This is a genomic window from Bradyrhizobium sp. 186 (assembly GCF_023101685.1).
GTDB lineage: Bacteria > Pseudomonadota > Alphaproteobacteria > Rhizobiales > Xanthobacteraceae > Bradyrhizobium.
This window is the reverse complement of the sequence record NZ_CP082164.1, coordinates 885,682-911,801: the sequence shown is the minus strand read 5'-3', so window position 1 is coordinate 911,801 and position 26,120 is coordinate 885,682. Positions and strand designations below refer to the sequence as shown.

25 protein-coding genes and 1 pseudogene are annotated in these 26,120 nt (G+C 64.4%); 8 read left to right on the top strand and 18 right to left on the bottom strand.

Annotated elements, in window-relative coordinates; translation table 11 throughout:
• Window positions 1–7: 7 nt before the first annotated feature.
• Window positions 8–163, bottom strand: a complete 156-nt coding sequence (locus tag IVB18_RS04120) for a Thivi_2564 family membrane protein (RefSeq protein WP_011084288.1) — start codon at window positions 161–163, stop codon at window positions 8–10.
• A gap of 269 nt (window positions 164–432) precedes the next feature.
• Here IVB18_RS04120 and IVB18_RS04115 point away from each other — a divergent pair, with 269 nt between their 5' ends.
• Window positions 433–1,509, top strand: coding sequence for a hypothetical protein (locus IVB18_RS04115; RefSeq protein ID WP_247988062.1), 1,077 nt, complete (start codon window positions 433–435; stop codon window positions 1,507–1,509).
• A gap of 44 nt (window positions 1,510–1,553) precedes the next feature.
• Here IVB18_RS04115 and IVB18_RS04110 read toward each other — a convergent pair whose 3' ends face one another.
• Window positions 1,554–3,278: an IS1634 family transposase gene (locus IVB18_RS04110; protein WP_247983724.1), complete on the bottom strand. Its 1,725-nt coding sequence runs from the start codon at window positions 3,276–3,278 to the stop codon at window positions 1,554–1,556.
• A gap of 131 nt (window positions 3,279–3,409) precedes the next feature.
• Between IVB18_RS04110 and IVB18_RS04105 the strand changes: the two are divergent.
• Window positions 3,410–4,468 (top strand): annotated as a pseudogene (locus tag IVB18_RS04105) (HAMP domain-containing methyl-accepting chemotaxis protein); the annotation flags it as partial.
• A gap of 316 nt (window positions 4,469–4,784) precedes the next feature.
• A complete protein-coding gene (locus tag IVB18_RS04100; RefSeq protein WP_247988061.1) occupies window positions 4,785–6,878 on the top strand; it encodes a HAMP domain-containing methyl-accepting chemotaxis protein in 2,094 nt (697 codons plus the stop codon).
• A gap of 193 nt (window positions 6,879–7,071) precedes the next feature.
• Here the strand turns inward: IVB18_RS04100 and IVB18_RS04095 are convergent, their stop codons facing one another.
• Window positions 7,072–7,722 (bottom strand): DUF2865 domain-containing protein, encoded by a 651-nt coding sequence (locus tag IVB18_RS04095; RefSeq protein WP_247988060.1) that lies wholly within the window; start codon window positions 7,720–7,722, stop codon window positions 7,072–7,074.
• A 17-nt stretch (window positions 7,723–7,739) separates the two neighbouring features.
• On the bottom strand, window positions 7,740–8,510 hold the full coding sequence (locus tag IVB18_RS04090) for a L,D-transpeptidase (protein ID WP_247988059.1): 771 nt from the start codon (window positions 8,508–8,510) through the stop codon (window positions 7,740–7,742).
• Window positions 8,511–8,726: 216 nt separating this feature from the next.
• On the opposite strand from IVB18_RS04090, the gene IVB18_RS04085 reads away from it, so the two are divergent.
• The 5 genes from IVB18_RS04085 to IVB18_RS04065 all read left to right on the top strand — a co-directional run bounded on the left by IVB18_RS04085 (window position 8,727) and on the right by IVB18_RS04065 (window position 12,956).
• On the top strand, window positions 8,727–9,839 hold the full coding sequence (locus IVB18_RS04085; RefSeq protein WP_247988058.1) for an AI-2E family transporter: 1,113 nt from the start codon (window positions 8,727–8,729) through the stop codon (window positions 9,837–9,839).
• Window positions 9,840–9,917: 78 nt separating this feature from the next.
• Window positions 9,918–10,289, top strand: a complete 372-nt coding sequence (locus IVB18_RS04080) for a DUF883 family protein (protein ID WP_247988057.1) — start codon at window positions 9,918–9,920, stop codon at window positions 10,287–10,289.
• A 78-nt stretch (window positions 10,290–10,367) separates the two neighbouring features.
• Entirely contained in the window at window positions 10,368–10,823 is a 456-nt protein-coding gene (locus tag IVB18_RS04075; protein ID WP_247988056.1) for a hypothetical protein, read from the top strand.
• A gap of 188 nt (window positions 10,824–11,011) precedes the next feature.
• On the top strand, window positions 11,012–12,154 hold the full coding sequence (locus IVB18_RS04070; protein WP_247988055.1) for an OpgC domain-containing protein: 1,143 nt from the start codon (window positions 11,012–11,014) through the stop codon (window positions 12,152–12,154).
• Between the two features lie 193 nt (window positions 12,155–12,347).
• Entirely contained in the window at window positions 12,348–12,956 is a 609-nt protein-coding gene (locus IVB18_RS04065) for a TetR/AcrR family transcriptional regulator (RefSeq protein ID WP_247991955.1), read from the top strand.
• Window positions 12,957–13,066: 110 nt separating this feature from the next.
• Here IVB18_RS04065 and IVB18_RS04060 read toward each other — a convergent pair whose 3' ends face one another.
• The 14 genes from IVB18_RS04060 to urtB form a co-directional block, all read right to left on the bottom strand.
• Complete coding sequence (locus IVB18_RS04060) at window positions 13,067–14,716, bottom strand: HWE histidine kinase domain-containing protein (protein ID WP_247988054.1); 1,650 nt, start codon at window positions 14,714–14,716, stop codon at window positions 13,067–13,069.
• A 296-nt stretch (window positions 14,717–15,012) separates the two neighbouring features.
• Complete coding sequence (gene ureG, locus IVB18_RS04055; protein WP_247988053.1) at window positions 15,013–15,636, bottom strand: urease accessory protein UreG; 624 nt, start codon at window positions 15,634–15,636, stop codon at window positions 15,013–15,015.
• A 161-nt stretch (window positions 15,637–15,797) separates the two neighbouring features.
• The gene (locus IVB18_RS04050; protein ID WP_346732692.1) at window positions 15,798–16,526 is read right to left on the bottom strand and encodes an urease accessory protein UreF; all 729 of its coding nucleotides are present in this window, start codon (window positions 16,524–16,526) and stop codon (window positions 15,798–15,800) included.
• Window positions 16,507–17,154 (bottom strand): urease accessory protein UreE, encoded by a 648-nt coding sequence (locus IVB18_RS04045; RefSeq protein ID WP_247988052.1) that lies wholly within the window; start codon window positions 17,152–17,154, stop codon window positions 16,507–16,509. Before IVB18_RS04045 ends, IVB18_RS04050 begins: the two co-directional genes overlap by 20 nt.
• Window positions 17,155–17,169: 15 nt before the next feature.
• Window positions 17,170–17,469: a putative quinol monooxygenase gene (locus IVB18_RS04040; protein ID WP_247988051.1), complete on the bottom strand. Its 300-nt coding sequence runs from the start codon at window positions 17,467–17,469 to the stop codon at window positions 17,170–17,172.
• Between the two features lie 125 nt (window positions 17,470–17,594).
• Window positions 17,595–19,310: an urease subunit alpha gene (gene ureC, locus IVB18_RS04035; protein ID WP_247988050.1), complete on the bottom strand. Its 1,716-nt coding sequence runs from the start codon at window positions 19,308–19,310 to the stop codon at window positions 17,595–17,597.
• A 37-nt stretch (window positions 19,311–19,347) separates the two neighbouring features.
• A complete protein-coding gene (locus tag IVB18_RS04030) occupies window positions 19,348–19,887 on the bottom strand; it encodes an HD domain-containing protein (protein WP_247988049.1) in 540 nt (179 codons plus the stop codon).
• A 292-nt stretch (window positions 19,888–20,179) separates the two neighbouring features.
• On the bottom strand, window positions 20,180–20,485 hold the full coding sequence (locus IVB18_RS04025; RefSeq protein ID WP_247388141.1) for an urease subunit beta: 306 nt from the start codon (window positions 20,483–20,485) through the stop codon (window positions 20,180–20,182).
• Between the two features lie 135 nt (window positions 20,486–20,620).
• Window positions 20,621–20,923, bottom strand: a complete 303-nt coding sequence (locus IVB18_RS04020; protein ID WP_247988048.1) for an urease subunit gamma — start codon at window positions 20,921–20,923, stop codon at window positions 20,621–20,623.
• 24 nt (window positions 20,924–20,947) lie between these two features.
• The gene (locus tag IVB18_RS04015; RefSeq protein WP_247988047.1) at window positions 20,948–21,793 is read right to left on the bottom strand and encodes an urease accessory protein UreD; all 846 of its coding nucleotides are present in this window, start codon (window positions 21,791–21,793) and stop codon (window positions 20,948–20,950) included.
• 36 nt (window positions 21,794–21,829) lie between these two features.
• Window positions 21,830–22,525 (bottom strand): urea ABC transporter ATP-binding subunit UrtE, encoded by a 696-nt coding sequence (urtE, locus tag IVB18_RS04010; RefSeq protein ID WP_247988046.1) that lies wholly within the window; start codon window positions 22,523–22,525, stop codon window positions 21,830–21,832.
• Window positions 22,526–22,528: 3 nt separating this feature from the next.
• A complete protein-coding gene (gene urtD / locus IVB18_RS04005) occupies window positions 22,529–23,290 on the bottom strand; it encodes an urea ABC transporter ATP-binding protein UrtD (RefSeq protein ID WP_247988045.1) in 762 nt (253 codons plus the stop codon).
• 5 nt (window positions 23,291–23,295) lie between these two features.
• Window positions 23,296–24,465 (bottom strand): urea ABC transporter permease subunit UrtC, encoded by a 1,170-nt coding sequence (gene urtC, locus IVB18_RS04000; RefSeq protein ID WP_247988044.1) that lies wholly within the window; start codon window positions 24,463–24,465, stop codon window positions 23,296–23,298.
• Window positions 24,462–26,072 (bottom strand): urea ABC transporter permease subunit UrtB, encoded by a 1,611-nt coding sequence (gene urtB, locus IVB18_RS03995; protein WP_247988043.1) that lies wholly within the window; start codon window positions 26,070–26,072, stop codon window positions 24,462–24,464. The genes urtC and urtB overlap by 4 nt, the downstream gene beginning before the upstream one ends.
• Window positions 26,073–26,120: the final 48 nt, after the last annotated feature.

Sequence of the window (26,120 nt, the reverse complement as noted above, 5' to 3'; positions counted from 1 at the left end):
CGAAGCCCTAGAACACCGTCAGGTATTTCAGCAGCGAGACGACGCCAATGATGATCACGACGACGCGCGCGATCTGCTTGGCACGGCCGTCCATCGGCAGCATGTTGATGAGATAAAGCACGAGAATGACGACGAGAAAGGTGACGAGTACACCGACCAGCATCGCAAGGCCCCCTTCAGGCAAATTGCTAATGGTGTCCTAACGCGCGCCTGCCGTGCCGGTTCCATTCCAGCAACCCCTTGCAACTTCTAGTATTTCCGTACTTCTACGATAGGCCGCCAGCCTAAAACTTTACCCTTTTCGTTTCAGATGTCGAAACCGTTTGCAGCCAGCCGCAGACGGCATGCGATTGCCTATCTTGTCGCGCCCCCTGTTTTTTGAGTTGCCGGGGCGTCTCTTGCGAACTTTGAAATGGGAATTGGGGGGCTTCGATGCTGAATCGTTTGACCGTATCCGCGCTTCTGAAGGCGGTGATCGCGATCACGTCGATCTGCGTGGTGATGGCGCTCTCGCTCACCGCCTACGAGTCCTGGGATCGCCTCAAGACCGCCAACCGCATTTCGCAGATCGCTGACGCCTCCGCCGACCTGTTCAAGGCGATGCACAATCTGCGCACCGACCGCTCGACCACCACGCGGCTGCTGAACGCGACCGAGCCGATGGATGCCACGATCGAGAAATATCTGCGCGCGCTGCGCGACGACCAGATGCCGGCGATGGCCCGAGCGCTCGAGCTGCTGCCGACCATGGACTTCCCGCAATCAGCCACGCTGGTGCCGGAGTTCGCGCGGCTGTTCAAATTGTTGACCGACGAGCAGAAGCAGTTCTGGGAGGATGTGGCCAAGCCCAAGGATCAGCGCCGCGCCGGCCTGCCGAAGGAATACATGGAGACGACGCAGGGCCTGCTCGATACCCTCGACAAGCTCTCGAACATCCTGGCCGCCACCGTCAACCACCAGGATGCCGCGATCGACCAGCTGCTGTCGATCAAGCAGAACGCCTGGCTGTTGCGCAACACCGCGGGTGAAGCCTCGCTGATCGTCTCGACCGGGCTTGCCGCCGGCAAGATCACGCCGGAAGGCCGCTACGCCTATACCCAATATGTCGGCGGCACGAGCGCGATGTGGAAGGCACTGGAATTGTCGACCGCGGGCATGCAACTGCCGGCGGGGCTCGCCTCCGCGATGACCGCCGCCAAGACCGCCTATTTCGAGCCGCAATATCTGACCCTGCGCGACCGCCTTGCGGATGCGCTGGTCAAGGGCGAGAAGGCCGAGATGACCGCGAACCAGTGGAGCCCGGTCACGGTCGGCCGCATGGCGAGCGCGGTCGCGGTCGCGGAAGCCGCCCTCGACGCCGCCAAGACTCATACACTGGAGCAGCGCAGTGGCGCGCAGCGCGCGCTGATCGTGCAGCTCGTGCTGCTGGCGCTCGCCATCGGGCTTGCCGTCGGCGCGATCATGCTGGTTAGCCCGAACTTCCCCTTGAGTAGCGACGTAAGCATTTGAGCTGGCGTGTAATTCCAGCGGGCGTGACGGCGCGTCTGCCTACATTATGGGGCGATAGGAATGCCGAGCCGATTGAAGACGTCTTGTTGTAGTGGGGTTGGACTTGTGAGCATAGCGGCCGGGGCGTCCTGACCGATGCGAACGATGTTGCGTGTGAGCGTGGCGAGATCCTGCAACAGCGTTCGAAAGCTGTGCACGGGCCGGCCATCGTGGGTGTGCTTGCGATTAGCCTTGGTTCTGGCCGCGGCCGAGACTCTGGCCTTGGCGACGGGCGAGACGCGCGCGGCGTCGGCGGCCTCGCGGTCGTGATCGTCGAACAGGATCGGGGCCAGCGCGCGGCGCATGTGCCAGACGATGTAATAAGCGAGCATGCAGAGGAAGACGTGGGCGCGCACGCGGCCAGCGAGGCGATGGTGGATCGGGCGCACCTCCAGTTCGACGGTCTTGATGGTGCGGAAGGCGCGTTCGACCTGGGCCAGGCTCTTGTAGGCACGCACCGTGGCGGCGGTGTCGAGGTTCTCGGCCGGCACGTTGGTCCGTAGCACATAGAAGCCGTCGAGCGACGCTTCGTTGGCGATGGCATCCTCGATCCGACTGAAGTCGAACGAAGTGTCGGTGATGGCGAGGTGGAAGTGCTTGGCCATCTTACGCTTGCCCAGCACGGCGCCGACCTTCAGACCGATCTCATCCTCGCCGCGCAAGGGGTTGCGCTGACGCTGCACGGCGGCCTTGACGCGGGCGAGATCCTTCTCGGTCGCCGCCAGCAACTCGCCGCGCTTGCGCCGACGCTCGTCGGCCAGATCCGGGTTGCGGCACACGATCAGGCGCTCGCCGGGGAAGTCGGGGGACGTGATCTCGGCCATATCGCGATCGTCGAACAGCGACAATTGCAGCGGGCCGCCGTCCTCGGCGAGCTTGCGGATCGCCGGCGCCCGCAGAGCGGTGATCCAATCGAGCCCGGCCGGCATCAGATCGGCTTCGATACGGGCGCTGGTGATCATGCCGCGATCGCCGACCAGTACCACACGCGACAGCTTGAAGCGGGCCTTCAGTTTGTCGACTTGCGCGGCCAGCGTGCTCGGGTCGGCGGTGTTACCTTCGAACACCTCCACCGCCACCGGGCAGCCGTCGGCGGCGCACAGCAAGCCGAACACGATCTGCAGCTTGTCGGAACGACCGTCGCGGCTGTAACCATGCCGCGCCAATTCGCAATGTCGCCCCTCCAGATAGCTGGAGGTGAGATCGTAGAGCACCAGCGAGCCGTCATGCAGATGGCGCTTGGCGAGCGTCGCCTCGATCCCCGGTTGGGCCGTGCCGAGCAGGTCGAGCGCTTCGTAAAGCTCGTCCTCGTCGACGGCGCTGAGATCGAGCAGTTCGCCCAGCGAATGCGCCGCCGTCGCCTCGCTGAGCTGGCGCGCCGTGGCCAGCTTGGCGGCCGGTTCGATCACCCGTGCCACGATCAAGGCCAAAGCCAGCCTGGCCAACCGTCTGGGCTTGTCCGGGACAAGGCGATGCAGTCCGAGCTGGCGCGCCATGCCGAGCACCGCGGCCACGTGGCCGTGCGGCAGCGAGCGCTCGATCCGCAGTTGCTCGGCCGGCGAGACCAGCTCCTCGCCTTTCAGGACGCGGCGCAGCGCATCGATCTTCTCATCCGGCCAATGCGACAGGTTGGCCAGCGTGCGCGACTTGATCTTGTCGCCCTCGCGATAGCTCTCGCGCAACAGGATCGCGGGCGGTGAGTTGCGGTTGGGAATGCGGGCGACGAACATGCCGGAATCGAATCACGGAAACCTGCCATTCGCAAGCCAAAAATCATCATTTACATGCCTACAAAATCAGCCCGATCCAAACTTCTCAAATCCTCTCAACGCTCTAACAAAAATCCCGAGGGGAAGTTCGGGTTAGCCGCCGCGTCATCCATCCGCTCAACACCATCCGTGATGCCATGCTGAAGGTCGCCGGCGGCGATCTTGCCGTCGACAGCGGCTATCTCGACCGGAAGGACGAGATCGGCGCGCTCGCCGGCGCCCTGGAGACCTTCAAGCAGCAGGCCACCGACAAGCTCAAGATCGAGGAGCATGAGCGCGAGCGCAACACCGGTGCCGCGGCACGCCAGCGCGCGATCGAGGCCTATGTCGGCGAGTTCGAGGGCGCGGTCCGCAAGACCCTCGGCGAGCTGAGCGAAGCTTCCGGCGAGATGCGCAAGACTTCGGGCGACCTGTCGAACGTGTCGCGCCAGACCAATGACCGCGTCCAGGTGGCCGGCAAGGCCTCCAACGATGCCTCCATGAGCGTCGACAGCGTCGCGGCTGCCGCGGAAGAGCTCAGCGCCTCGATCAATGACATCAGCCAGCAGGCGGCGCATGCCGCAGGCATCGCCGGCCGCGCCGTCACCCAGGCGCGCGAGACCGACGGCACGGTGCAGGGTCTGGCGAAGTCCGCAGGACGCATCGGCGAGGTCGTCGGCCTGATCAACACGATCGCGGCGCAGACCAACCTGCTCGCGCTCAACGCCACGATCGAGGCTGCGCGCGCCGGCGAAGCCGGCCGTGGCTTCGCGGTGGTGGCTTCCGAGGTGAAGTCGCTGGCGAGCCAGACCGCGAAGGCAACCGAGGAGATCTCGGAGCAGATCGCCGACATCCAGAAGGTCGCGGGCGACGCCATCACTGCGATCCAGACCATTGGCGGCATCATCGGCGAGGTCAACGAGGTCGCGACCGCAATTGCCGCCGCCGTGCAGGAGCAGGGCGCGGCGACCCAGGAGATCACCCGCAGCACGCAATACGCGGCGCAGGGCACCAAGAACGTCTCGGACAACATCAGCGGCGTCAAAGCCGATGCGGATGCCGCAGCGGCTGCCGCGGACAATGTGAAGCACGCCTCGGAGCTGCTCGAGACCCAGAGCCGGCAGCTCGGCCATGAGGTGACCGGCTTCCTCGGCAAGATCCGCGCGGGGTAACGCTGCAGTTGTAAGGCACGCCAGCGGCCCAACACACCATCGTCGTCCTGGCGAAAGCCAGGCTTTCGCCAGGACGACGATGAGGAAGCAACTTGCCTCAAACCTCGTCAACGCGAGCCGGCGAGGCCCTCTAACCCTAACCGCCCCGTAATTTTACGGCAGCGCCGCTGTCTAAGTTTTTACCCTTTTGAGGCCAAATGCGCTTCGCGCGCCTGCCGCATGCGCGTGAAGCTGCGTGCATCCCTTTGGTCTTGCGAAGTTCGTGAGGGCTGCCGTTCGGGGCCACGAACTTCGAAAACACGTACCGGGGTGTCCGATGCTCAATCGTTTGACCGTAGCTGCGCTCCTGAAGGCAGTGATCCTGTCCACCGCGCTCGTCGTCGTCATCGGGTTCTCGTTCAGCGCATGGAGCTCCTGGACGCGGCTGCAAGCCGCCAACCGGATCGTCGCGGTCTCTGGCGCCTCAGCCGAGGTGTTCAAGGGGATGGCGAATATCCGGGCGGACCGCTCGACCAGCAGCCGCCAGCTCACCTCCGACGTCCAGGTGGACCAGGACATCGAAAAATATATCCGCGGGATCCGCGACATCCTGATGCCAGCGCTGGCGCGCGCGATCGAGATTTTGCCCTCCATCGACCTGCCGCAAGGGGAGGCGATGGTGACCGACCTTGGCCGGCTGAACAAGGTTCTGCTCGAAAAGCAGGCAGAATTCTGGACCGAGGTCGTCAAGCCCAAGGCTTCGCGCCGCGCGGCACTCGCCAAGGAATATACCGATGCCGAGGATGGGCTGATGGCGATCCTCGAGAAACTGTCGCCGATACTCAGCGCGAGTGTCAATCATCAGGATCCGATCATCGACCAACTCCTGATGATCAAACAGATGGCCTGGCTCTTGCGGCTGAGCGCCGGCGAGTCCTCGTTGATCGTCGGCAATGCGCTCGGCACCGGCAAGATCACGCCTGAGCTTCAGCTCGCCTATACGAAGTTCGTTGGCGGCACCGATGCTGCCTGGAATGCGATCGAGCTCGCCACGATGGGCATGCAACTGCCGCCGGCGCTCGCTGCCGCCATGGCGAACGCCAAGGCCGTCTATTTCGACCCGCAATACGTCACCACGCGCGACGGCATCATCGCCGCGGTCGCGAAGGGCGAGAAACCATCAATGACCGCCAACCAGTGGAGCCCTTATTCGGTCGGCCGCATGGCGAGCGCGATCAAACTCGCCGACGCCGCCCTCGACGCGGCCAAGGATCACTCCGCGACCCAACGCGCGACGGCAGCGCAGTCGCTGATTGTCAACGCAGCCCTGCTCGTCGCCGCTATCCTCCTGACCGGCGCCGCGATGCTGGCGGTCAGCCGCCGCGTGATCACGCCGCTGCACAGGATTCGCGACGCCATGCTCAAGGTGGCCGGCGGCGATCTTGCCGTCGACAGCGGCTATCTCGACCGGAAGGACGAGATCGGCGCGCTCGCCGGCGCACTGGAGACCTTCAAGCAGCAGGCCACCGACAAGCTCAAGATCGAGGCGCAGGAGCGCGAACGCAACGCGGGCGCCGCTATGCGCCAGCGCGCGATCGAGACTTATGTCGGCGAGTTCGAGGGCGTGGTGCGCCAGTCACTCGGCGAACTGAGCGACGCTTCGACCGAGATGCGCAAAACTTCGGGCGATCTCTCTGCCGTGTCGCGCCAGACCAACGAACGCGTCGAGGTCGCCGGCAAGGCCTCCAACGACGCCTCGATGAGCGTCGACAGCGTAGCCGCCGCCGCCGAGGAGCTCAGTGCCTCGATCAACGACATCAGCCAGCAGGCCGCCCATGCCGCCGGCATCGCCAGCCGCGCCGTCAACCAGGCGCGCGAGACCGACAGCACCGTCCAGGGGCTGGCACAATCGGCAGGACGCATCGGCGAAGTCGTCGGCCTGATCAACACCATCGCGGCGCAGACCAATCTGCTCGCGCTCAACGCTACGATCGAGGCCGCCCGGGCCGGCGAAGCCGGACGAGGTTTTGCGGTGGTGGCCTCCGAGGTGAAGTCGCTGGCGAGCCAGACCGCGAAAGCCACCGAGGAAATCTCCGGGCAGATCGCCGACATCCAGAAGGTCGCCGGCGACGCCATCAACGCGATCCAGGCGATCGGCGGCATCATCGGCGAGGTCAACGAGGTCGCCACCGCGATCGCCGCGGCCGTGCAGGAGCAAGGCGCGGCGACGCAGGAGATCACCCGCAGCACGCAATATGCGGCGCAGGGCACCAAGAACGTCTCCGACAATATCACGGGCGTGAAGGCCGATGCCGACACCGCGGCCGGCGCGGCGGAAAACGTCAAGCAGGCATCGGAAACGCTGGAGACCCAGAGCCAGCAGCTCGGCCAGCAAGTCAGCGACTTCCTCGGCAAGATCCGCGCGGCATAGGGCTGGGCAAAGAAGCGGCAACAAACTCCCATGTCGTCCCGGCGAAGGCCGGGACCTATAGCCCCAGGGAGTAGTTAGCGCGCGAGCTGATAACCCCAAGTCTTCGCCAAACCACTTCCTGTGGTTATGGGTCCCGGCCTTCGCCGGGACGACAGCGGTGGGGCACCAGCATCGCATCACACTCGCCGCCACCCTACTCCTTCGCCACCACCGGCAACTGGCGGAATTTTGCGCGCACCGATTCCGGCAGCGGCGAGAAATTCATCGCGACGCCACTGCGGTCGTTGGCATTACGGTTGGCGACGACGAGGCCGTCCGCGCCGGCGACGATGTCGCCCTTGCGCAAGGTCGGATCATCCGTGACCTTCACCGAGGCAAGCCCAACCGCGTCCTTGCCATTGCAGCTGCAGCCAGCGACGATCTCGTTGCGATAACGGAACGCGTTCGGCAGGTCGGAATAGGATTTTCCGCCGTCTGTCGCAGCGTCTTCGATGTTGCTGCCGTAAACCAGCGATGTTTCGGCGGCCGGGCAGAAACTTTTGCACGATTGCGCCTTGCTCTCCGCGTCGGTGCCCTGCGCCGGGAAGTAGCGGCCGTCGCAACCGCGCACGCAATAGGCCGCGCCGCCGCCATAGGCCGAACGCTGGCGCGGGGCGTCATAACGCGGCATATCGACGTTCGGGAATGGCATCCGGATTTCCGGCGGCGGCCGCATCCGGAAGCCGCCGAACAGAGCCGAGAAAAAATCCTCCGCGTGCGCCGCCGGTGTCAGCGCGAGGCCCAGCGAGGCGACGGCCAGGATGGCCGCCCCGCTCGCCATTCTATTGATCGAACGTCTGCTCATTTGGCCTCACGTACTCTTCAATTCAGCGACGACGCCGACACGTTCAGCGCCTGCCGGCCCGCGGGCAACGTCGTCAACGCCGGGCGCCTGCGCATGGGATCACCGCCCCTCGCCATCAGCGGCGCGTTCTTCGGCAGCACCACGACCTTGGCGCCGACGTTCACCCGGCCGAACAGGTCGGTGACGTCCTCGTTGGTCATGCGGATGCAGCCGGAGGACACGAACTTGCCGATCGTGGTGGGATCGTTGGTGCCGTGGATGCGGTATTCGCTGCCGCCAAGATACATCGCGCGCGCACCGAGCGGATTGCCGGGGCCGCCGGCAACGAAGCGCGGCAGATAGGGCTGGCGAGCGATCATCTCCGCCGGCGGATGCCAGTCCGGCCACTCCGCCTTGCGCGTCACGCTCTGCACGCCTGACCAGGTGAAGCCGTCGCGACCGACACCGACGCCGTAGCGGATGGCGCGGCCATTGCCGAGAACGTAGTAAAGATAGGTGTTGCCGGTATCGATGACGATGGTACCTGCCGGCTCGCTTCTGTCGAAGCTGACGATCTGCTTGCGCAGCCGATCGGGCAGCAGGGCATCCTCGTCGGCGGCCTGCGGCTCCGGGCTTGCGTAGCCTTGCGAATAGCCCTGATCCTGCGGATAGGCCTGCGGCTGCATTGGCGTATAGCCGAGCGTTTGCGCGCTTGCGGCGCCGAAAGGCACCGTCAGGGCAGTCGCGAAGGCGAAAGCGGTGATGCGGCGCGGCGAAAAGCGGCGTCGGACTGCAGAGAACTTCGTCATGTGCTGCCCCGTTGGATGACTGCATCTGGGTGATGCGCTGTCCACAAACGCAGCGGAGCCAATTCAAGTTCCGCGCTGGGATGCGGCATCCATGTCACAGTCAAGCGAGCGACGCTTCACGAAGCTGCGATGGAACCCGGCGGGACGCTCGTACGTTCTCAGGTTGTTTCAGATTGTTGGGCGCGCGGACCGAAGCTTCCGTGCGGGAGAGATATTGTGCGCGTCCTTCCCAGTGAACGTCTGATCCCCGGCAACAGCGAGGGCGCCCCTCTTCCGGACAACCATAGCGAGCTGCCGCCGGTCATCCGCCGCACCGAGTTCGTTACCTTTGCGCTCGCCGGATTGCTCCTGATCGCCGTGGTCGCGGTGCTCTACATCGGAAGGGCGTTCTTCCTGCCCGTGGTGATGGCCTTCGTCACCGGCACCATGCTGTCTCCGGCAGCAACCTTCCTGGAGAAGCGGAAAGTGCCGCGCGGGCTCGCCGCTGCGCTGATCGTGATCGCCGTGACCGTCGTCGCCGGCTTCGTCGTCGCGCTGATCGCCGCACCTGTGATGGAATGGAGCTCGCGCCTGCCCGAACTCGGAGCGCAGCTGAAGGACAAGCTGCACGTGTTCGACCGGCCGCTCGCGCTCTGGCGGGAGCTGCAGACCATGGTCGGCGGCTCGGAGGAGCTGCCGAGCTTCCAGATGCCGAAATTCGAATGGGTGCAGCCGACGCTCGAATTTTTGTCGCCGACCTTCACCGAATTCCTGCTGTTCTTCGTCACCCTCATCTTGTTCATCGCGAGCTGGCGCGACCTGCGGCGGGCGATGATCATGACCTTCAGCGACCACGATGCGCGTCTGCGCACGCTTCGAATCCTCAACGAGATCGAGGTCCACCTCGGTAACTACCTCCTGACCGTCACCGTCATCAATATCGGCGTCGGCGTCGCCGCCGGCCTCGTCTGCGCGCTCACCGGCATGCCCAACCCGGCCGGACTCGGCGCACTTGCTGCGACCCTCAACTTCATTCCGATCATCGGGCCGGTCGCGATGTTCACCGTTCTGGTCGTGGTGGGACTGGTCGCCTTCCCGACCATCGGCGGCGGCCTGATGGCGGCGCTCGCCTTTGGCGGCATCACCTTCCTGGAGGGACACTTCGTCACGCCGACCATCATCGGCCGGCACCTGGCGCTCAATGCGCTCGCCGTGCTGCTGGCGCTGGCGTTCTGGACCTGGCTGTGGGGCCCGATGGGCGCCTTCCTGTCGTCGCCGTTCCTGATCGTCGCGCTGATCTTGAAAGAGCATCTCCTGCCGACGGATTCGCCGCAGCTCCCGCAGGCGTAACGGGTTTCCAGCGACGGAACTTCCGTCACGACGAAACGTTCTCCGCCCATCTCCACCGCCAACAGTTCGGAGCTCCCGATGTCAATATCCGAAGGCGAAACCAGGATGAGAGACTGGACTGACAAAGCCACCGCAGAACGCCTCGAGAAGGATGTAGCAGCCGTGAAAAACGATATCGCAGCCCTCACCGACCAGATCACCGACGCGCTCAACACCTTTGCCAATTCGGCGGGCAAGCAGGCCCGCCGCGGCTACCGTCAGGCGCGCGAAAACGTGGATTCGACCTTCGACGACATGTCGGAGCGCGGCAGCGCCATGATGGGCGCAGCGCAGGATGCCTACGGCTCGATCGAGGAGACGCTGGAAGACGCGATCACGCAGCGGCCGCTCGCGACCGTCGGCATCGCGCTCGGCATCGGCTTTCTGATCGGCGCCGCCTGGCGCCGGTGACGGGCGGGCCGATTTCGTGATGACGGAGGCGTTGCAGGGCCGCCGATTTCGGCTTGTGGGGATTTGAGGAGCAAGGCCATGTTTCAGCGCATTATCGACGGTATCAGCGCATCGACCGGGACAACGGTTCGGCTGACCTCGCTTGCCGCGGGCGCGGCCTTGGCGCTCTTCATTACGACGTGCTTCCTCTGCGCGGCCGCCTTCATCGCGGTGCTGGAGAAATATGGTCCGGTACAGGCCTGTCTCGCGGGCGCCGGCGTTTTCTTCCTGCTCACCCTGGCCGCGGCGGTGAGCTATTGGACCTACAAGCGGCAGTTGCGCAAGCAAGCTCATATCGCCGCTGAGCGCGCCGCGAAGTCGGCGACGCAGAGCATGCTCGCCGATCCCATACTGATCGCGACCGGGCTCCAGATCGTTCGTGCCATCGGGGTCAAGCGGCTGCTGCCGATCCTGGCGATCGGCGGCGTCGCGCTCGGGATCATGGCAAGCCGCGCCGGCGCAGCCGACGAGGCTTCGGCAGAACCGGCCGAGTAGCGGTGCGAGCGCGCTAAGAAAGTTGCGCTGTCGGCAGGACGAGCGGATTCACTGGAATTAGACGGCTCACCCGGCGAAATTTTTCACCGACCGGGACAAATCAGGGCCCATTCACGCAAACGCTACTCGGATAGGCGGGCGGTTGCCGCTAAAAGCGGCGCCCCTGATTCCAAAAGTCATTTTCCACGATGAAACCGTCCGTCAAGGCGAACCTCGCCGCATTCAATTACGACGCCCGGCTCTATTTGACGCTCGGCATCGCCAACTGGTCGATTTTCGTCGACCACATCCCGAACAACGTCGTCAACCTGCTGACGCTGCGAAACTTCGGCTTCAGCGGCGCTGCGGACCTGTTCGTGTTCGTGGTGGGCTATGGCGTCGCCATCATCCACGGCAGGATGGCACTGGAGCGCGGCTACGTCGTCGCCGCGACACGCATATTCCGCCGCGTCTGGCGGCTCTACGCCGCGTATGTCGTGCTGTTCGTGATCTATATCGACACCATCGCCTATGTCGCCTCGCAATCGATGGCGCCGGAGATCATCCACGAATACAACATCTCGGGGATCCTCGAGCACCCGCTGCGCATCCTGGTGCGCGGACTGGTGCTTCAGGAAGAGCCGCTGAACCTCGATCTCCTGCAACTGATGATCCCGCTGATGGCGTTCTTTCCGTTCGCACTGTGGGGGTTGTTGCGGCGTCCGAACCTGACGCTGGCGGCATCGGTCGCCCTGTATTTCGCGGCGCGCTGGTTCGACTGGAATTTCCGGGTCTATCCGGATCAGGAGTGGACCTTCAACCCGTTCTGCTGGCAGTTGCTGTTGGTGCTGGGCGGCTGGTTCGCCGTGACCGGTGCGTCCGGCCGCACGCTGCGCAGCATGTCCTGGCTGCGCGTGCTCGCGGGCGCCTATCTCGTGTTCGCGATGGCCGTCACGCTGATGCGCCATTCGCCGGCGCTTGCCGCCTACTTGCCGGATATCGTGCTCAACAGCATGACGCCGACCGACAAGGAAAACCTCGCACCTTATCGCGTGATCCACTTCCTCGCGCTCGCTTTCCTCGCGACACATCTCGTCCCGGCCGATCATCCCGGCCTGCAATGGAGATCGCTACAGACCGTCATCAAAAGCGGCGAGGAATGGCTCGCGGTGTTCTGCGTTGGCGTGTTCCTGTCCTTCGCCGGCCATCTCATCCTGATCACCGGCGCCAATCTGGTGGTGATGCAGATCGCGGTGAGCGTGGCCGGCTTCGCGGCGATGGCCGCGGTCGCCTATTATATCTCCTGGTCGAAGCGGCAGGATCTGCCGGCAGCGTTGCGGCAGCAGGCCTAAAGCGCGATGAGATTGGGATGAACCTTCATCGCGCTTTAGGTTATTGTTTGAGCATGATCCTTTCGAAAAACCGCTGCACATTTTTCCGGATCATGCTCCAGCCGCCCGGACGTCTCGATTCCGCTAGGCCGAAGGCTGCGGCTGGGCTATGCCGAGCGAAGGCGGCGTCTGTGCGAGGAGACCGGGCGTGGTGATGGCGAAAGGCGAAGGTGAAGAGGCCGACAGCGCGCCCCGGCGTGGCCGGCCGCGCTCGATCGAGACCACCAACGCCATTCTCGAAAGCGCCTATGCGCTGATGGCCGCCACGGGCCCTGCCGTCACCACGATCGACGCGGTGGCGCGCCATTCCAACGTCTCCAAGATGACGATCTACAAATGGTGGCCGTCGCGGGAGGCGCTGCTGATCGACGCCTTCCTCCACCACGCCGCGCAAATGCTGCCGCTGCCCCCGGTGAGCGCCGGCAGCCCCGCCCTGCGCGCCAGGCGCCACGCCGCGGCCTATGCCGAGGCGCTCCAAAGCGAGTTCGGGAAGGTGCAGCTCGCCGTCATCTCCGAATGCATCTCCAGGACAGGCTCGGCAGAGCTGTTCTACGCACGCTATCTGCAATTCCGCCGCGACGCGCTGGTCGAGATGATCGCCGCAGGCCAGCGTGAAGGCAGCATCCTGGCCGATGGGCAGCCCGAGGATCTCTATGACGCGATCTATGGCAGCCTGTTCTACCGCTACGTCTTCGGCATCGCCCCGATCACGCCGGCCTATGCACGGAATCTGGTCGATCTCGTGCTGCGGCCGGCGGGCTAAAGCGCGATCCGGAAAAGTGCGAAGCGGTTTTCCGAAAAGATCATGCTCAAACAACAACCTAAAGCGCGATGATGATTCATTCTCATCTCATCGCGCTTTAGCCGCGCGATTCACCTCAGCGGCTGCGAGAACTTCTCGGTGCGGTCGCGCTCGGACATGTCGACGACCGTCTCCATCGGCGCGATCAGCTCGTAGACGTAGGAGGCCTCGGTGAAGAAGCGCTTGGCAGTGCCGCCGAGCGCTTCGGGCGCGACGCGGTCGAGCAGGATCAGGCCGAAATCGGAATCGGCGCGGCGCGTCGCCTCGCTGGTGTTGAACTCCTCCCAGCGGAATTGGAAGACCTCGTCGGGGGCCTCGCCCGTCACCGTCCAGTTCGCGGTGATGTGGGGGTGCTTGCCGACCAGCGACAATCCCTCGTCGGAGTGCGAGGCGAGCTCGAAGAACAGCAGCGAGAGGCTCTGCGCGGCGCGCGCACTGACCGCGATGTCCGGGCCGCTGACAACGATGCGGTCGGCGTGCGGGATGGCGCGCGCCTCGAACAGGCCCTTCAGCTTGACGCCCTGCCACTGGCTCTCACTGAGCAGCGAGACCACGTTGGACATGGCATGAATGCGGCCGATCAGGAGCTCGCGCGCGGCGTCGATGTCGGAGCCATGGCGCAGCGTCCGCGTCACGATCGACTGGATCACGGCCAGGATGTTCTTGACCCGGTGGTTGAGCTCGTCGATCACCGCCGTCAGCCGCCGCTCGAAACCGATCCGAACCTGGATTTCCCGGCTGAGCCGCAGATTGTTGTAGGCGACATAGCCGAACAGGCCGCACACCATCGCGGTGATGGCGAAGCCGATCGCGGCCACGATAATTGCGGTCTGCTCGGCGCGCCGCGCCGAATTGGTCTTCGCGTAGTAGCCGAGCTGCCAGTCGCGGCCGCCGAAGCTCACGGTTCGCGTCGCCGATGGCACCAAGCCGTCGGGCTGCGCCGTGCGCGCGGAAACCACGCCCTGGTCGTTGGCGACCAACTCGCCACCTTCCCTGCGCGGGTCCTTGAGCGCGACCGAGAACAGCGACATGTCGTCATTGGTCAACATGAGCGAAGCAAGCTCATAGGAAAAGGTGATGAAGCCGGCCGGCTCCACCGCGCCCTCGGGAATGACGGGAGCAGCCACAACGACGCCGATCGGCCCGTTGCCGCGCAGGAGAGGGACCGGTTCTGAGGCAACCGACCTCTTCTCCACCCTGGCGCGCGTCAGCATCGCGCTGCGAACCTGATCCTGGTCATAGCTGCGGCCGGGCAGCGCCTTGGTCTCGTCGCTGCGCGGCTCGAGGTCCATCAGCACGTCGATCGGCTGGGTGACGCTCGCCGGATCGATCGGCTTGTCGTCATAGGTGCGGATCTGCGGATTCGGAAAACCGGCGCCCGCGATGGCGGCCCTCGCTGCGACAAGCTCGTTCGGCTTCAGCCGGGCGACCCAGCCGGCCACCACGAAATCGGTCTTGAAGGCGTAGATGGCCGAGCGCAGCGGCTCCAGCATGTTCGGCTTGAGCACCGACGGCGCCCGGAACAGGCCTGAGGCGACACGCGCGAGCAGCTCGCGTTCGGTCAGCCGGTCCTGGACTAGGCTGGCATGAACGTCGATGGCGCGCGCCAGCGCAATCCGATCGAGCGCCAGCTCCTGGTCGTGGACGCGATAGGCCGCAAGCCCGGAGAGGAGGGCTCCGAGCAGGGCGATGAAGCCGATGATGAAACCCAGCCGGACCACGCGATTACTCAGGCGAAAGCAGGAGGTCGGCAATAAACAGAGAACATATGAATGCCGCTCGAACGGCCATGTGCCGAAACGGAGTGGACCCCAGTGACGGAGATAATGAAGGAGGAGACATGAGTACGCAACTTGGGTCGCTCGAAAAGCTTAACCGTCCGGCCAATCACCTGGCCACGACGGCTCTGCCCGGGCACGGAAGGTGATCAATCGCCGCGCCGGCAATTTGTTCCACGGTTGCAGCTTTGCCCCAGGTGTTAACGGCGAAAAAGCCGTGCGCTACGCCGTCGCGCCGGTCAGCTCGCCCGTTCCAATCCGCCTTTGGCCTCGATGAATCCGACGATGCGGTCGAGCCCCTCGCTCTTCTTGAGGTTGGTCATGACAAAGGGGCGCTCGCCGCGCATCCGCTTGGCGTCCGTCTCCATCTTCTCCAGGGAGGCGCCGACATGGGGCGCGAGGTCGATCTTGTTGATGACCAGTAGGTCGGACCGGGTGATGCCGGGGCCGCCCTTGGACGGGATCTTGTCGCCAGCAGCCACGTCGATGACGTAGATGGTGAGGTCGGCCAGCTCCGGGGAAAAAGTGGCAGCCAGATTGTCGCCACCGGATTCGATTAGAACGAGGTCCAGCCCGGGAAACTTCGCGCGCATGTCCGCCACCGCCGCGAGATTCATCGAGGCGTCCTCGCGGATCGCGGTGTGCGGACAGCCGCCCGTCTCGACCCCGGCGATGCGGTCGGCCGTCAGCGAGCCCGAGCGCACCAGGAATTCCGCATCCCATTTGGTGTAGATATCGTTGGTGATCGCGGCGATGTCGTAGCGCTCGCGCATGGTCTTGCAGAGCAGGTCCATCAGCGCGGTCTTGCCCGATCCGACCGGGCCGCCAATGCCGACACGCAACGGGCCGTGAGATTTCGACATAGGGCTTGCTCTTTCCTATCGTCGTCCTGGCGAAAGCCAGGACCCATTACCACCGACCTCAGTTGTTACGGCAAGCCGGAGCCACTTCCCTGCATAACCACACGCATTTGTGGTTATGGGTCCTGGCTTTCGCCAGGACGACAGTGGAGGATGCCGCTCGCTCATGACCTGAACAGCCGCGTATACTGCGTCTCGTGACGCAGGCTGGCGAGATCGGCGCGGAACGTCGCGCTGCCGAGATCGTCCAATGTCGCACCCAGCGCACGATTTGCGGTCGCGGCGACGGCAGCTTCCAGCATCACCAGAACGCGTTGGCTGTCGGTCTGGCCGAGCGGAATGAGGCGGCTTGCCACCGATATCCAGTTCGAGACCAGCGCATGCAGGAAGGCGTGCAGCGTCGGCGCCAGCGGGACGCCATGCAGCGCGGCGACCACGCCGACGGCGACGGGATAAATCAGTGGCGTGCTGCATGCCGCGACCATGGCATCCAGCCCGTCGGCATCCCATGCCGCGCGGGCGATGTCGATAAAGGCGCGGCCCTGCGAGGTCGTCTCGAGCTGCCGCTCGCGCGAGGGCACGAAGGCTGCGGCAAGTTCGGCGATATCGCGCAAGGAAACGTCCTCGCCCGCCTCGGCGGCCCGATAGGCATGGACCAGAAACGTTGCGTCGCAAAAGCCGGAGCCGTCGCCGAGCATCGCGTCCAACCAATCGGCGAGTGTCGCGATGTCGACGATGTCGCCCGCCTCGACTGCCCATTCGATGCCGCTCGAGTAGGAGAAGCCACCGACAGGGAATGCCGGGGACAGCCAAGTCATCAACCGGTACAGCGCCGCCGCCTCGTGCTCGGCAAGGTGACCGGTATTGACCGGCTCATTTGTGGTCATGAGCATGGCCGTGGCCGTGGTGATGGTCGGGATGGTCGCAATGCTCGTCGTGGTGATGATCGTGCCCATGGCCATGGTCGTGCGCGGCATGATCATGATGCTGATGGTCGTGGCCGTGATGATCATGGTCATGGTGGCCGTGATCGTGATGATCATGCCCGTGAGCGTGATGCGCATGCTCGTCGTGTCCCTGCGCATGACCGGCATCGGCATAGGCGCCGCCCTCGGGATCGAACGGCGCCTCGATCTCGATCACGCGCGCGCCGAGCCCCTTCACCATCGCCTCGATGACGTGGTCGCGGCGGATGCGCAGGCTCTTGGCCATGATCTGCGTCGGCAGATGGCGGTTGCCGAGATGCCAGCCGACGCGGATGAGGTGGTGCGGATCGTGGCCGCGGATCTCGAGCAGCGGCTCGGGTGCCGCAACCACTTCGACCAGCCGGCCATCCTCCAGCACCAGCGCATCGCCGCCGCGCAAGGCGACGGCGTGTTCCAGGTCGAGCAGAAACTCGAGGCCCCGCGTCCCCGTCATTGCCATCCGACGCCGGTGCCGATCGTCGAAATCGAGCACGACGGTATCCGCTGCCGCTTCCGTGAAGCGGTGCTGTCCCCTGACCTGCGTCGCCCGGATCACGCTGCTGTCATCCTGTTACCGTGTCTCCACCTTCTCGGGCGTGATCACTTCGATCTTCGGCGGTGCCGTGAAGCACTTCACCGCCACGCGGCCGAACGTCTTCATGTGCTCCATGCCACGATGCGGCACCAGCGCTTCGGCATTTTCCCACTGCTCGACGAACACCATCCTGGTGGGGTCGGTGACGCTCTCATGCAGATCATAGGCGATGTTGCCGGGTTCTTTCCGGGTCTCCTTGATGCAGGCGGTGGCGGCTGCAATGAATTCAGCGCGTGTTTCAGGCTTGATGGTCAAGGTGGCGACAACGTAGATCACAAAAATCCTCCCGGCTTTTCTTCTGGGTTCGTACCGGGCGGGACATTAGACCAGGTGGGATCGAACGCAACACCGTAAAATCCGCCCCCCGGGCGCAAGGCCGGGGACATGTGTTGAGGCGCTATTCAGTACATGAAATAGCGCTGCGCCATCGGCAGCACCTCGGCCGGCGCACAGGTCAGAAGCTCGCCGTCGGCACGCACCTCATAGGTCTCGGGATCGACCTCGATATTGGGCGTGGCGTCGTTGTGGATCATGCTCTTCTTCGAGATTTTTCCGCGGGTGTTCTGGACCGCGTAGAGCTTCTTGTCGATGCCGAGTTTGCGCGCCAGGCCGCCGGTGACCGCGGCCTTTGAGCTGAACACCACCGAGGAGGCCGTGCGCGCCTTGCCGAAGGCGGCGAACATCGGCTGGTAGTGCACCGGCTGCGGCGTCGGAATCGAGGCATTGGGATCGCCCATCGGAGCGGCGACGATCATACCGCCCTTGACGATGCAGTCCGGCTTGACGCCGAAGAAGGCCGGCGACCACAGCACGAGATCGGCGAGCTTGCCCTTCTCGACCGATCCGATCAGTTTCGACACGCCATGGGCGATCGCGGGATTGATCGTGTACTTGGCGATGTAGCGCTTGACGCGGAAATTGTCGTTGTTCTTGCCCTTGTCTTGCGGCAGCGACCCGCGCTGCTTCTTCATCTTGTCCGCAGTCTGCCAGGTGCGGATGATGACTTCGCCAAGGCGGCCCATGGCCTGGGAGTCCGAGGAGATCATCGAGAGCGCGCCGAGATCGTGCAGGATGTCTTCGGCCGCGATGGTCTCCTTGCGGATGCGGCTCTCGGCGAAGGCGAGGTCCTCGGCGATCGAGGGATCGAGATGATGGCACACCATCAGCATGTCCAGATGCTCGTCGAGGGTGTTGCGGGTGAAGGGCCGCGTCGGATTGGTCGAGGACGGCAGCACGTTCTTCAGCCCCGCGACCTTGATGATGTCGGGCGCATGCCCGCCGCCGGCGCCCTCGGTGTGGAAGGCGTGAATGGTGCGGCCCTTGAACGCCTTGACCGTGTCCTCGACGAAGCCGGATTCGTTCAGCGTGTCGGTGTGGATCATCACCTGGATGTCGTAATCATCAGCCACCGACAGGCAGTTGTGGATCGCCGCCGGCGTCGTGCCCCAGTCCTCGTGCAGCTTCAGCGCGCAGGCGCCGGCCTTGATCATTTCGACCAGGGCTGCGGGGCGCGACGCGTTGCCCTTGCCGGAAATGCCGAGATTGACCGGAAACGCATCGAACGACTGGATCATCCGCCCCATGTGCCAGGGGCCCGGCGTGCAGGTGGTGGCGAAGGTGCCGTGCGAGGGACCGGTGCCGCCGCCCAGCATCGAGGTGACGCCGGACATCAATGCGTGCTCGATCTGCTGCGGGCAGATGAAATGGATATGGCTGTCGAAGCCGCCGGCGGTGAGGATCTTGCCTTCGCCCGCGATCACGTCGGTGCCCGGGCCGATGATGATGGTGACGCCCGGCTGGATGTCGGGATTGCCGGCCTTGCCGATGCCGGCGATCATGCCGTCCTTGATCGCGACGTCGGCCTTCACGATGCCCCAGTGATCGACGATCAGCGCATTGGTGATGACGGTGTCGGCCGCCCCCTGCCGGTTGGTGACCTGCGACTGGCCCATGCCGTCGCGGATCACCTTGCCGCCGCCGAACTTCACCTCCTCGCCGTAGGTGGTGAAATCCTTCTCCACCTCGATGATGAGATCGGTGTCGGCGAGCCGCACCTTGTCGCCGGTGGTCGGGCCGAACATGTCGGCATAGACGGAACGCTTTATTTTGACGGACATCACAAGCCCCGTTTGCGTTTGAATGTTTGGTTCGCGCTCACAGCGAAGCCCTCGCCGTTCGCACCATGTTATCGAATGTCGTATCGAGCCAGACGTTGCCACCGCGGCAACCGGCGACCACCTGCTCGGCCCAGCCGGTGTAGTCCATGAGATCGTCGCGCTCATCGGCGCTCGGATCGGAATGAATGCGCGCGCCGATGTTGCTGATCTTGTCGGCGATCTTGATGAGCTTGGCGCTCGCCGATTTTTTCGGCGCATCGATCACTTGCCGTCGTCGCCGCTCGGCCTTCGGCAAGCTCATGTCGTCGGTGCATTCGACGACGAGCGACGCGACACGTTCGGAGAATTTTTTCGCGAGCTCCTCGCGAGTGGTCTCGGTGTCCTCGATCGCATCGTGCAGCCAGCCGGCCGCGACCAGCTCGGCATCGGCACCTTCGGTCGCGGCAGCAAGCAGGTTCGCGACCTCGGCCAGATGGTTGATGTAAGGCTCGTTCCCCCGCCCCTTGCGCGCCATGCCATTATGCCGGCGCGCAGCCAGCTCGGCAGCTTTGGAGATGAGACGGATGGCGGGGAGCATGCCTTACGTCTCCCCAACGCCATCGCACGCGCCACGCTCTCCATTCCCTCCCCCCTTGCGGGGGAGGGGCAGGGAGGGGGGGGCTCCGGGCTCCGCCGTGAGACGCATCGTGAGGACCGCACTCTCTGTAACATCATCGTACAGTTCGATTGCACGAGCATGCCGCATCATTGGTGACGGAGCCCGGGGCTCACCCCCCTCCCCAACCCTCCCCCGCAAGGGGGGAGGGAGCGAGATAGTCGTGCTCACCTCACTGTGGATCACGGCTTTCCCCCTTCGCCCCAGCGTCCGATCACAGCTTCCCCATCACGTCGCCGCGGAAGCCGTAGATGGTCTTCTTGCCGGCGACCGCGACAAGCTGGACGTCGCGGGTCTGGCCGGGTTCGAAGCGGACGGCGGTGCCGGCGGCGATGTCGAGCCGCATGCCGCGGGATTTCTTGCGATCGAATTTCAGGGCCGGATTGGTTTCAAAGAAGTGGTAGTGCGAGCCGACCTGGATCGGGCGGTCACCGGTGTTGGCGACCGTCAGCGTCACGGTCTTGCGGCCGGCATTGAGCTCGATCTCGCCGTCCTGGATGAAGAGTTCGCCGGGGATCATGTTCATCTTCCTCTGTCATTCCGGGGCAGCCCGCAGGGCTGAACTATGATGCGCAATTGCGCATCTGAGAATCTCGATCAACAAGCTCTGGATTCCGGGTTCGCCCTTCGGGCGCCCCGGAATGACGAATTCAAACTACCTGATCGGCTCGTGCACGGTGACGAGCTTCGTGCCGTCCGGAAACGTCGCCTCGACCTGGATGTCGTGGATCATCTCGGGGATGCCGGGCATCACCTGATCGCGGGTGAGCACCTGCGCGCCGGCCTGCATCAGCTCGACGACGGTGCGGCCGTCGCGCGCGCCTTCGAGAATGAAATCGGAGATGAGAGCGATCGCCTCGGGATGGTTGAGCTTGACGCCGCGATCGAGCCGGCGCCGCGCCACGATGGCCGCCATCGAAATCAGAAGCTTGTCCTTTTCGCGGGGAGACAGATTCATGCGAAATCTCTTCCGTTCACATCATCAATTCAGCCACAGCCGCGGCAGCGCCGCGCCGGTGCGCGCCAGCACGGCCATCATGTCGGCGCGCAAGCGGGCCGCATCTTGGGCACAGAACCGCGCCATTGCAAAGCCGTTCCAGGCGGATATCCCAACCTCGCCGGCGAAAGACTCCGATGCCTCCCGGATGCGCTCGATGAGCGCTTCATCGCCGGGCACGATCAGGGCCGTGCCGATCGCCGCTCCGCCTTTGGCGACCGCGGATCGCGCGAGTTTTGCGCCGATATTGCCGTCGAGCCTGACGGTCTCGGCAAATACCAGCTTGCCACCACGGCGCAGCCGCCAGCGGTCGACGAACTCGCCCTGCTCCATCCGCTCGCCCATGGCGGTGCGTCCGAACACCACGATCTCGCAGAGCAGGAGCGAGGCAGTCGCATCGAGGTCTATGTCGAAGCGACGCCGCACGCGCGCCCGGTCGAACAGGATCGTCTCTTGCGGCAGCCAGGAAAGATGCGCGCCTGCGCCGACCTTCAATGCAATATTGAGCTGCGCCGCCTGCCCCGGCGCGCGATAGATCTTTTCCGCAGCTGCCGTGGTCAGCGTCAGACGCGTCGCGTCAGCCGCTGCGATCTCGATGTCGAAGCGATCGCCGCCGGCGACGCCGCCGGCCGTGTTGACAAACACACCGGACAGACCCTTGTCTTCCGGCGAGGGAAAGCGCACGCGCAGGGAGCCGGATTCATGCAAGACGCCGCGTCGCGTCACTCCGTCGCGGGCGTGCACGTCGAACCGCACCACGCCGCGGGCACGATTGGCCTCGAACACTGACGATTCCAAATCATCAGAATTGGCTGATAGTTCGCTGCGCATCCGCCTCCCCAGCCGGTCGCGGCAGGATTTCCTGGCTTACAGCGCCATCTGGCGGCTGATCTCACCGGGATCGAGATTGGTGCGATCACAGGTGAATTTCACCGCGCCGCGATCCATCACGGCGAAACTGTCGCCGAGTTCGCAGGCAAAGTCGAGATATTGTTCGACCAGCACGATGGCGATATTGCCCAGATTGCGCAGATACGAGATGGCGCGGCCGATGTCCTTGATGATCGAGGGCTGGATGCCCTCGGTCGGCTCGTCGAGGAGCAGCAGCTTCGGCCGCATCACCAGCGCGCGCCCGATCGCCAGCTGTTGCTGCTGGCCGCCGGAAAGATCGCCGCCACGCCGGCCGAGCATGGATTGCAGCACCGGAAACAGCGAGAACACGTCGTCCGGAATGTGCCTGTCCTCGCGCTTGAGCGGACCGAATCCGGTCTTGAGGTTCTCCTCGACCGTCAGGAGCGGAAAAATCTCGCGGCCCTGCGGCACGAAGCCGACGCCCTTTCGCGCCCGCTCGTAAGGCCTGAGCGAGGTGATGTCGCTGCCGTCGAACACGATTGCGCCCGATGAGATCGGATATTGCCCGACCATGGCGCGGAGCAGCGAGGTCTTGCCGACACCGTTGCGCCCGAGCACACAGGTGACCTTGCCCGGCTCGGCCGAAATCGAGACGCCGCGCAGCGCCTGCGCCGCGCCGTAGAACAGGTTGATGTCCTTGACCTCAAGCATGGCTCAGCGTCCCAAATACACTTCGATGACCCGGTCGTTGGACGAGACCTGGTCGATGGTGCCTTCCGCCAGCACGGTACCTTCGTGCAGGCAGGTGACCTTGACGCCGAGCTCGCGCACGAACGTCATGTCGTGCTCGACCACCATCACGGTGTGGGTCTTGTTGATTTCCTTGAGCAGTTCGGCGGTGAGATGCGTCTCGACGTCGGTCATGCCCGCGACGGGCTCGTCGACCAGCAGGAGCTTTGGATCCTGCGCCAGGAGCATGCCGATCTCGAGCCACTGCTTCTGACCGTGGCTGAGGCTGCCGGCGAGGCGGTTGCGCGACTCGGTGAGGCGGATCGTCTCCAGCACCTTGTCGATGCGCTCGGACTCCGGCTTGCTGCCGCGCCAGAACAGCGTGCCCTTGACGCTGTGGTCGACATTGAGCGCGAGCAGGAGATTGTCCTGCACGGTCTGGCTCTCGAACACGGTCGGCTTCTGGAATTTGCGACCGATACCGAGCTCGGCGATGCGGGTCTCGTCCAGCCTCGTCAGGTCGGTGACGCCGTCGAACAGCACCGTGCCCTCGTCGGGCTTGGTCTTTCCGGTGATGATGTCCATCATCGTGGTCTTGCCGGCACCGTTCGGGCCGATGATGGCGCGCATCTCGCCGGGCGCGAGCGTCAGCGAGAGGTTGTTGATGGCATGGAAGCCGTCGAACGAGACGTGCACGCCGTCGAGATAGAGCATCGCAGAGGTCGCGCGGGTGTCCATGACGTTCATTGCGCCTACTCCGCCAACTTCGGTTCGGTGACGCCGTCTTCGGCCGCCGCGCTCGCGGTGGCCTCAGCGGAGCGTTTTTCTTTCGACGATTCCCACCAGGCATTGAAGGTGCCGACGATACCCTTTGGCAGCAGCAGCGTCACAAGGATGAACATGGCACCCAGCATGAACAGCCAGTACGGCGCGAGCATGCCGGAGGTGAAGACCGTTTTTGCGTAGTTGACGACGACGGCACCCAGCGCCGCGCCGACCAGCGTGCCGCGGCCGCCGACCGCGACCCAGATCACCGCCTCGATCGAGTTGCCCGGCGCGAATTCGGATGGATTGATGATACCGACCTGCGGCACGTAAAGCGCGCCGGCGACGCCGGCCATGCAGGCAGAGACCGTGAACACGAACAGCTTGTAGGATTCGACACGATAACCAAGGAAGCGCGTGCGTGATTCCGCATCGCGCACCGCGATCAGCACCTTGCCGAGCTTGGACGAGACGATGGCCCGGCAGATCAGGAAGCCGACGATCAAGGCCAGGCAGCTCAGGGCAAACAGCGCGGCACGGGTACCCTCCGCCTGCACGTTGAAGCCCCAGATATCCTTGAAGTCGGTCAGGCCGTTGTTGCCGCCGAAGCCGAAATCGTTGCGGAAGAAGGTGAGCAGCAGCGCATAGGTCATCGCCTGCGTGATGATCGACAGGTAGACGCCGGTGACGCGGGAGCGGAAGGCGAGCCAGCCGAAGCAGAACGCGAGCAGGCCGGGCACGAACAGCACCATCAGCGCCGCGAACCAGAACATGTCGAAGCCGTACCAGTACCAGGGCAGCTTGGAATAATTCAGGAACACCATGAAGTCCGGCAGGACCGGATTGCCGTAGACGCCGCGGGTGCCGATCTGCCGCATCAGGTACATGCCCATAGCGTAACCGCCGAGCGCGAAGAACGCGCCGTGGCCGAGCGAGAGAATGCCGCAATAGCCCCAGATCAGGTCGATCGAGAGTGCGAGGAGCGCGTAGCAGACATATTTGCCCCAGAGCGCGACGAGGTAGGTCGGCACTTGCAGGAACGAGCCAGCTGGCAGCAGCAGGTTGGAAAGCGGGATCAGGATTCCGCAGGCCGCGACGACGGCGAGAAAGATCGTTGCGCCGCGGTCGAGCGATCGCGTCAGCATGTGAGGGGTCATGCTTCCACCGCACGGCCCTTGAGCGCGAACAGTCCGCGCGGGCGCTTTTGAATGAACAGGATGATGAGAACCAGGATGGCGATCTTGCCGAGCACGGCGCCGGCGACCGGCTCCAGGAACTTGTTGGCGATGCCGAGCGTGAAGGCGCCGACCAGCGTGCCCCAGAGATTGCCGACGCCGCCGAACACCACGACCATGAAGCTGTCGATGATGTAGCTCTGGCCGAGATTGGGGCTGACATTGTCGATCTGCGACAGCGCCACGCCGGCGATGCCGGCAATGCCCGAGCCGAGGCCGAAGGTCAGCGCGTCGACGCGCGAGGTGGCGATGCCCATCGACGCCGCCATCCGGCGGTTCTGCGTCACCGCGCGCATCTCGAGCCCCAGCGCGGTGTAGCGCAGCATCGCGAGCAGGATCGCGAACACGGCGAGCGTGAAGCAGAGGATCCAGAGCCGGTTATAGGTGATGGTGATCTGGCCGAGCTCGAAGGCGCCGCTCATCCAGGAGGGATTGCCGACCTCGCGGTTGGTCGGGCCGAACATGGTGCGCACCGCCTGTTGCAACACCAGCGACAGGCCCCAGGTCGCAAGCAGCGTCTCCAGCGGCCGGCCATAGAGAAAACGGATGATGCTGCGCTCGATCACGACGCCGAGCGCGCCGGCGACGAGGAAGGCGAGCGGCACGGCGATCAGCAGCGAGTAGTCGAACAGGCCGGGATAGCGGGTGCGGATCACCTCCTGCACCACAAAGGTGACGTAGGCGCCGATCATCACCATCTCGCCATGGGCCATGTTGATGACGCCCATCACGCCGAAGGTGATGGCGAGCCCGATCGCGGCGAGCAGCAGCACCGAGCCGAGCGAGAGGCCGTACCAGGCATTCTGCACCATGGACCAGATTGCCAGCGAGCTCTGGATCGAGCCGATTGCGCTCGCAGCGGCGTTCGTTACCGAGGCGGGCTGATCGCTGCCGATGCCGGTGAGGAGAGCGAGCGCTTCCTGGTCGGCGCGCGCTTTGATGGTGGCGACCGCCTCGAGCTTCTGCACTTCGGTGGCGTCGGATTTGGAGAGCAGGATCGCCGCGCGCGCCTCGCCCAGCACGGTCTTGACCGACTTGTTGGTTTCCTTGGCGAGCGCGCTTTCGACGGCATCGAGCGCCGTCTCCTCATGCGACTTGAAGACGGATTGCGCAGCCTGCAGGCGCGTTCCGATATCCGGCGACTGAAGCGTGAGACCGCCGACCGCGGCGTCGACGCTGCGGCGCAGACGATTGTTGAGACGCACCGCGCTCGCGCTGTCGGGAACGCTGGCGACAGGCTGGCCGGTCGCGGCGTCGATCGACTTGCCGTCGGCGCCGGTGACGTAAACTTTCTTGCTGTCGGGATCGGCCATCAGACGGCCGTCCTGGAGCGCGCTGATGATGGGATAGGCTAACGGATTGCCGCTGCTCGCGACCGCGCCGATCGCTTCCTCAGTGTCGGAAAAATCGTCGTTGGCGAATTTGGCGACCGCATCCTCGAACGGACCGGCGAAGGCCGGCAGCGCGAACGCGATCAGGAACAACGAGAGCACAAGCGAACAGAGACGAGCGGACAAATTGGCTGGCACTGTGATTGACCCCGGCAGAAAAGAGTGGAGAAGGCGGCGGGATCGCCG

Bases quoted from the DNA above. Each gene is read 5' to 3' on its own strand.
- IVB18_RS04120 (WP_011084288.1), bottom strand. From the start codon at position 163: ATGCTGGTCGGTGTACTCGTCACCTTTCTCGTCGTCATTCTCGTGCTT.
- IVB18_RS04115 (WP_247988062.1), top strand. From the start codon at position 433: ATGCTGAATCGTTTGACCGTATCCGCGCTTCTGAAGGCGGTGATCGCG.
- IVB18_RS04110 (WP_247983724.1), bottom strand. From the start codon at position 3,278: ATGTTCGTCGCCCGCATTCCCAACCGCAACTCACCGCCCGCGATCCTG.
- IVB18_RS04100 (WP_247988061.1), top strand. From the start codon at position 4,785: ATGCTCAATCGTTTGACCGTAGCTGCGCTCCTGAAGGCAGTGATCCTG.
- IVB18_RS04095 (WP_247988060.1), bottom strand. From the start codon at position 7,722: ATGAGCAGACGTTCGATCAATAGAATGGCGAGCGGGGCGGCCATCCTG.
- IVB18_RS04090 (WP_247988059.1), bottom strand. From the start codon at position 8,510: ATGACGAAGTTCTCTGCAGTCCGACGCCGCTTTTCGCCGCGCCGCATC.
- IVB18_RS04080 (WP_247988057.1), top strand. From the start codon at position 9,918: ATGTCAATATCCGAAGGCGAAACCAGGATGAGAGACTGGACTGACAAA.
- IVB18_RS04075 (WP_247988056.1), top strand. From the start codon at position 10,368: ATGTTTCAGCGCATTATCGACGGTATCAGCGCATCGACCGGGACAACG.
- IVB18_RS04070 (WP_247988055.1), top strand. From the start codon at position 11,012: ATGAAACCGTCCGTCAAGGCGAACCTCGCCGCATTCAATTACGACGCC.
- IVB18_RS04065 (WP_247991955.1), top strand. From the start codon at position 12,348: ATGGCGAAAGGCGAAGGTGAAGAGGCCGACAGCGCGCCCCGGCGTGGC.
- ureG (WP_247988053.1), bottom strand. From the start codon at position 15,636: ATGTCGAAATCTCACGGCCCGTTGCGTGTCGGCATTGGCGGCCCGGTC.
- IVB18_RS04050 (WP_346732692.1), bottom strand. From the start codon at position 16,526: ATGCTCATGACCACAAATGAGCCGGTCAATACCGGTCACCTTGCCGAG.
- ureC (WP_247988050.1), bottom strand. From the start codon at position 19,310: ATGTCCGTCAAAATAAAGCGTTCCGTCTATGCCGACATGTTCGGCCCG.
- IVB18_RS04030 (WP_247988049.1), bottom strand. From the start codon at position 19,887: ATGCTCCCCGCCATCCGTCTCATCTCCAAAGCTGCCGAGCTGGCTGCG.
- IVB18_RS04025 (WP_247388141.1), bottom strand. From the start codon at position 20,485: ATGATCCCCGGCGAACTCTTCATCCAGGACGGCGAGATCGAGCTCAAT.
- IVB18_RS04020 (WP_247988048.1), bottom strand. From the start codon at position 20,923: ATGAATCTGTCTCCCCGCGAAAAGGACAAGCTTCTGATTTCGATGGCG.
- IVB18_RS04015 (WP_247988047.1), bottom strand. From the start codon at position 21,793: ATGCGCAGCGAACTATCAGCCAATTCTGATGATTTGGAATCGTCAGTG.
- urtE (WP_247988046.1), bottom strand. From the start codon at position 22,525: ATGCTTGAGGTCAAGGACATCAACCTGTTCTACGGCGCGGCGCAGGCG.
- urtD (WP_247988045.1), bottom strand. From the start codon at position 23,290: ATGAACGTCATGGACACCCGCGCGACCTCTGCGATGCTCTATCTCGAC.
- urtC (WP_247988044.1), bottom strand. From the start codon at position 24,465: ATGACCCCTCACATGCTGACGCGATCGCTCGACCGCGGCGCAACGATC.